The 5,878-nt window shown below is 61.6% G+C and carries 5 protein-coding genes; 4 read left to right on the top strand and 1 reads right to left on the bottom strand.

Annotation, left to right across the window (positions count from 1 at the left end; genetic code table 11):
- Positions 1 to 60: 60 nt before the first annotated feature.
- Positions 61 to 888: a MurR/RpiR family transcriptional regulator gene (locus EN879_RS21690; RefSeq protein ID WP_063168963.1), complete on the bottom strand. Its 828-nt coding sequence runs from the start codon at positions 886 to 888 to the stop codon at positions 61 to 63.
- 144 nt (positions 889 to 1,032) lie between these two features.
- Here EN879_RS21690 and EN879_RS21685 point away from each other — a divergent pair, with 144 nt between their 5' ends.
- From EN879_RS21685 to EN879_RS21670, 4 genes are all read left to right on the top strand, one after another.
- Positions 1,033 to 1,851, top strand: coding sequence for an N-formylglutamate amidohydrolase (locus EN879_RS21685; RefSeq protein ID WP_024502760.1), 819 nt, complete (start codon positions 1,033 to 1,035; stop codon positions 1,849 to 1,851).
- Between the two features lie 44 nt (positions 1,852 to 1,895).
- Positions 1,896 to 3,452: an amino acid permease gene (locus EN879_RS21680; protein ID WP_013529681.1), complete on the top strand. Its 1,557-nt coding sequence runs from the start codon at positions 1,896 to 1,898 to the stop codon at positions 3,450 to 3,452.
- An 87-nt stretch (positions 3,453 to 3,539) separates the two neighbouring features.
- Positions 3,540 to 4,910 carry a glutamine synthetase family protein gene (locus EN879_RS21675; RefSeq protein ID WP_013529682.1) on the top strand — a complete coding sequence of 457 codons (1,371 nt, stop codon included), beginning with the start codon at positions 3,540 to 3,542 and terminating at the stop codon, positions 4,908 to 4,910.
- Between the two features lie 127 nt (positions 4,911 to 5,037).
- Positions 5,038 to 5,878: aldehyde dehydrogenase family protein (locus EN879_RS21670; protein ID WP_127274238.1), on the top strand; the 841-nt coding region annotated here is incomplete at its 3' end.

Below are 5,878 nucleotides of genomic sequence, written 5' to 3'. Positions count from 1 at the left end.
CATTAAATATATGTAACGTTTGAGAAAATATGCGTAACGCTTCGGATCATCGCATATGCACTAACGCAGACTTTCCATCTCGCGAATGCGTTTGGCGCCTTCTGCTTCCAGTTGCCTGGTGACGGCGCCGATCAGCGTTTCGGCGACGACGAAAAGGGCCGCCGATGAATCCCATGCCGACGGCACTGCGGTTCGTCCGGCGATGACATGGCGAGCAAGGCGGGCGATCGGCGACAGCCACTGGTCGGTGAACAGTACGATCTGCACGCCACGCTGATGCGCCTTCTCGGCGAAGCGGAGGAGGCTGTCCTGGTAGCGCCTGATGTCGAAGATGACCAGCACGTCGCGCTTGCCCATGTCGATCAGCCGGTCACGCCACATGCTTTCCTGCCCGGCGAGGTGAAAGACATCCGGCTGGATGATGGCGAGGTGGGCGGCCATGTAGCGCGCCAGCGGATCGGTGAAGCGGCCGCCGATCAGGAAGGTCTTGCCGCGCCGGTCCGCCAGCCGGGCGGCGATGTCGGCAAGCTGCTTGTCGGACAGGTGCCTGAATGTCTCGCGCATATTGTCGAGCGTCGCTTCCAGCATCGGCGACACGGTCCCGCCGCCGGGCGAGGGCGGATTGAGCGTCCTTGTCGCCGGCGATTGCAGTTGCGCCGCCAGTTCGTCCTGCAGGCTCGACTGGAACTCCGGATAGTTCTGAAAGCCCAACCGGGCGACGAAACGCAGGATTGTCGGCGAGGAAACGCCGGCTGCGGCCGAGAATTCAGCGACCGTTTTCAAGCCGATCATCGGGTAGAAGGCAATCAGTGTCTGGGCCGCGCGCCGTTCGCTGGCCGGCATCGTGCCGACGCGGTCGGCGATCAGTTCGGCAATGTTGGAAATCATCTTTTCCCCACCCTTGGCTCGGTCGATGGTCTTTTCCGAAATCGCATTTGACAAAGCCGGACAAACTGTATGAAATCATCCACAGGGACGCAATGAGGCAAAATACGTAACATACGATACAGCGCTCCCCGGGGACGGCAGAGTATGGAGAAAGCACGGCCCGCCAGCCTTGCATCGTCTGATACCGTAAGGGTGACGAACCCCGGCGGATCAAGCCCTTTCGTGCTGACCTGCGATCACGCCTCGAACTTCCTGCCCGCCGAATTCGGCACGCTCGGCCTTGCTGTCGAGGACCTGTCGCGCCACATCGCCTGGGATCCCGGCGCGCTGCCGGTTGCCCGCCGCATGGCGCAGGCGCTCGACGCGACGCTCGTCGAAACCCGCATTTCGCGCCTTGTCATCGACTGCAACCGGCCGCTTGACGCGCCCGACCTGGTGCCGCCGGTCAGTGAGACAACGGCCATACCGGGCAATGCCGGCCTGTCGGAAAGTGAGCGTGCCGCGCGTGTCGCGCTTTCGTGGCGCCCTTTCCACGATACGATTGCGGATATCATCAGCCACAGGCTGTCACACGGTCAGGAAACGCGGCTGGTTTCGGTCCATTCCTTCACGCCGGTATACAAGGGCCGCAACCGGCCCTGGCATATCGGCATCATCCATGACGAGGATCGCCGGCTGGCGGCGCCGCTGATATCGGCGCTGAAGCGGCTTTCCGGTGTCACCGTCGGGGTCAACGAGCCGTATTCACCTGATGACCGCGTCTATTTCACGCTGGAACGGCATGCGCGCTCGCGCGGACTGCCCTGCGCGATGATCGAAATCCGCAATGACGAAATCGCCGGCGAGACCGGGCAGCGGAAATGGGCGGATCTGCTCACGGGCATTTTTTCGGATCTGGAGCCAGAGGAGGCCGGACACACCAGATCGCATTCAGTCGGAAAGTCAGTTCAATCGGCTAGCTAGGGCGGGATCTCATCCCGACCCGAAAACCAACAGGGGACACTAAAATGGCAGCACCGGGTTATACTGAAGTTGACAAGGCGGAGGACGTAAAGCACCTCCACAGCATGGGCTATGCCCAGGAATTGGAGCGGCGCCTCAGTCGCTTTTCGAACTTCGCCGTTTCCTTCTCCATCATCTGCATCCTGTCGGGCGGCATCAATTCGCTGGCCCAGGCCACCTCCGGCGCCGGCGGCATCGGCATCGGCATCGGCTGGCTGGTCGGCTGCTTCGTTTCGCTGACCTTTGCGGTCGCCATGTCGCAGATCAGCTCGGCCTATCCGACGGCCGGCGGCCTCTATCACTGGGGTTCGATCCTCGGCAACCGCGGCACCGGCTGGGTCACCGCATGGCTCAATCTGCTCGGCCTGATCACCGTGCTCGGCGCCATCAATGTCGGCACCTGGACGTTTTTCATCGGCGCTTTCGGCCCGACGCTCGGAATCGAAGGCACGCTGACAAACCAGATGATCTTTCTGATCATCATCACCGGCGCGCAGGCGCTGATCAACCATCTCGGCATCAAGCTGACGGCGAAGCTGACCGATTTCTCGGGCTATCTCATCTTCTTCGGCTCGATCCTGATCGCCATCGTCTGCCTGGCTTCCGCTGAGACCTGGGATTTCAGCCGTCTCTTCACCTTCAAGAACTATTCCGGGGACGCAGGCGCCGGCGTGTGGCCATCCGTCTCGAATGCCTGGGTGTTCGCGCTCGGACTGTTGCTGCCGATCTACACGATCACCGGTTATGACGCTTCCGCGCACACCTCGGAGGAAACCATCAAGGCGGCTTCTTCCGTGCCGCGCGCCATGGTCATGTCGGTGATCTGGTCGGCCGTTTTCGGCTATCTGTTCCTGGCCGCCTTCGTGCTGATGATCCCGAACATGGACGATGCCGCCAAGCAGGGCTGGAACGTGTTCTTCTGGGCCTTCGACCAGCGTGTAAGCCCCGGCATCAAGGAGTTCGTCTACCTCGTCGTGTTCGTCGCGCAGCTGCTGTGCGGCCTTGCCACGGTGACGTCTGCCTCGCGCATGATCTTCGCCTTCTCGCGTGACGGCGGCCTGCCGGGTTCGGCGGCACTCGCCAAGGTCAGCCCGACCTACCGCACGCCGGTGGCGGCGATCTGGACGGCTTCGATCCTGTCGGTGCTGTTCGTCTGGGGTTCGACGCTGGTTTCGGTCGCAGGCACTTCGGCCTACACCATCGTGGTTTCCTGCACCGTCATCTTCCTGTTCCTCTCCTTCACCGTGCCGATCGTGCTCGGCATGCTCGCCTGGGGCACGCCGAAGTGGGACAAGATGGGTCCCTGGAACATGGGGCGCGGCGTGTTCATGCTGTTCGCCTTCCTGTCGATCGTCTCAATGATCCTGATCTTCATCATCGGCATCCAGCCGCCGAACGATTGGGCGCTCTACATCACCGTCGGCTTCTTCATCCTGACGGCAGTCGTCTGGTTCGGCTTCGAGAAGCGCCGCTTCCAGGGGCCGCCGCTCGGCGACATCATTGCGGCGCGTCAGGCGGCCATCAAGGCGGCCGAACAGGCAGTCGGCGAAACCGGCCACTGACCTCCACCATCATGGCCATGGCCGGCATCGTGCCGGCCATGGTTTCGTTCAACTCATTCAAAGCCCAAGCGCTGGAGTGCCAAAGGAATGGCCGGAAATTTCTCGTTCGATCAGTTGAAGAAAGCGGTCTCCAGCGGTGAGATCGACACCGTGCTGGCCTGCATCGTCGACATGCAGGGACGGCTGGCGGGAAAACGCTTCCTGGCGCAGTACTTCGTCGATTCCGCGCATGACGAAACGCATGGATGCAATTATCTGCTGGCCGCCGACATCGATATGGAGCCGGTGCCGGGTTACAAGGCGGCGAGTTGGTCGAAGGGCTATGGCGATTTCGTCATGAAGCCGGATCTCGCCACGCTGCGGCGCATTCCCTGGCTGGAAAAGACCGCGCTCGTGATCTGCGACGTGCTCGACCACCACACGCATGACGACCTGCCGCATTCGCCGCGCGCCATCTTGAAGAAGCAGGTCAAGCGGCTGAGCGAGCGCGGCTATATCGGCTATTTCGCATCCGAGCTCGAATTCTATCTGTTCAACGAGACCTACGATTCGGCCCGCAAGAAGCACTGGCAAGGTCTCGACACCGCATCGCCCTATATCGGCGACTACCAGATCGGCATCACCACCAAGGAAGAAGGCGTCATGCGCCGGCTTCGCAACGAAATGGAAGCGGCCGGCATTCCGATCGAGAATTCCAAGGGCGAGTGGGGTCCGGGCCAGGAAGAGATCAATGTGCGCTATGCCGAGGCGCTCGACATGGCCGACCGCCACGTCATCCTGAAGAACGGCGCCAAGGAAATCGCCGAGTCCGAGGGCAAGGCGATTTCGTTCATGTCCAAGTATAATTACGGGCTCGCCGGCAATTCCAGCCACATCCACAATTCGCTGTGGAGCGCCGACGGCAAGACACCGCTGTTCTTCGACAAAAAGGCCGACTGGACGCTGTCGACACTCGGCCAGCAATGGGCCGCCGGCCAGCTCAAATACGCCAAGGAATTCACCTGGTTCCTGGCGCCCTATATCAACTCCTACAAGCGCTTCCAGGCCGGCACCTTCGCGCCGACCAAGATCATGTGGAGCGAAGACAACCGCACCGCAGGCTTCCGCCTGTGCGGCGAGGGCACCAAGGGCATCCGCATGGAATGCCGCATCGGTGGCGCCGACCTCAACCCGTATCTTGCTTTCGCAGCCCTGATCGCCGCCGGCCTTGCCGGCATCGACGAAAAGCTGGAATTGCAGAAGCCGTTCGTCGGCGATGCCTATCAGGCATCTCGCCTGCCGGAGATTCCGAAGACGCTGCGCGATGCCACCGACACGCTGGCGAAGTCGAAGATGCTCAAGCAGGCGCTCGGCGAGGATGTGCTCGAACACTATGTCCACACCGCAAAGTGGGAGCAGTTCGAATACGACCGCCGGATTACGGATTGGGAACTGCACAGAGGTTTCGAGCGGTATTAGGTATCGGCGGTTCGTCGGCGCCACCCCTTCACTCTTAGCCTTTCCCCGTGGGGAGAGGCTGTCGGCAGGCAGATGAGGGGCAGCGCCAGGCCACACGATTTTGTTGTAGAATACGAGGACTTACAAAATGACCGAGACGGTCAAACTCATTACCCCCGTCGATGGCTCGATCTATGCCGAGCGGCCGATTGCTACAGACCAGGCGATCAACGCCGCAGTGGAACGCGCCAAGGCGGCGCAAGAGAAGTGGGCTGAGACACCTATCGTCGAGCGCGGCAAGTACATGTTGGCTATGCTGGAAGCGCTGGTCGCGATGACCGACGAGATCGTGCCGGAAATCGCCTGGCAGATGGGGCGGCCCGTGCGCTATGGCGGCGAATTCGGCGGCGTCAGGGAACGCACCAACTACATGGTCGAGATCGCCGAGCAGGCGCTCAAATCGGTGCCGGCCTCCAACCCCAAGGACGGTTTCCGCCGCTATGTGAAGAAAGACCCGCTCGGCGTCGTCATGGTGATCGCGCCGTGGAATTATCCCTATCTGACCGCCGTCAACACCATCGTGCCGGCGCTGATGGCCGGCAACACCGTGATCCTGAAGCATGCGGCGCAGACGCTGCTGGTCGGCGAGCGCTTTCAGCAGGCTTTCGACAAGATCGGCCTGCCCAAGGGCGTGTTCCAGAATGTCGTGCTGAACCACGCCCAGACCGAAAGGCTGCTCGGCTCGGGCAAGATCGACCACGTCAATTTCACCGGTTCGGTCGGCGGCGGCCGCGCCATCGAAAAGGCGGCGGCGGGCACCTTCATGACGCTCGGCCTCGAGCTTGGCGGCAAGGATCCGGCCTATGTGCTGCCCGACGCCAAGATGGACCATGCGGTCGCCAATCTGGTCGACGGCGCCTTCTACAATTCCGGCCAGTGCTGCTGCGGCATCGAACGCGTTTATGTGCACGAGAAGGTCTATGACGAAT

Origin of the sequence: Mesorhizobium sp. M7A.F.Ca.AU.002.02.1.1 (assembly GCF_003998535.1) — a bacterium.
Classification (GTDB): Bacteria; Pseudomonadota; Alphaproteobacteria; order Rhizobiales; family Rhizobiaceae; genus Mesorhizobium; species Mesorhizobium ciceri.
This window is presented reverse-complemented; position numbering and strand designations above follow the sequence as displayed.

What these genes read in the sequence shown, in the direction of transcription:
- EN879_RS21690 (WP_063168963.1), bottom strand. Translation starts at nt 888, where the DNA reads ATGATTTCCAACATTGCCGAACTGATCGCCGACCGCGTCGGCACGATG.
- EN879_RS21685 (WP_024502760.1), top strand. Translation starts at nt 1,033, where the DNA reads ATGGAGAAAGCACGGCCCGCCAGCCTTGCATCGTCTGATACCGTAAGG.
- EN879_RS21680 (WP_013529681.1), top strand. Translation starts at nt 1,896, where the DNA reads ATGGCAGCACCGGGTTATACTGAAGTTGACAAGGCGGAGGACGTAAAG.
- EN879_RS21675 (WP_013529682.1), top strand. Translation starts at nt 3,540, where the DNA reads ATGGCCGGAAATTTCTCGTTCGATCAGTTGAAGAAAGCGGTCTCCAGC.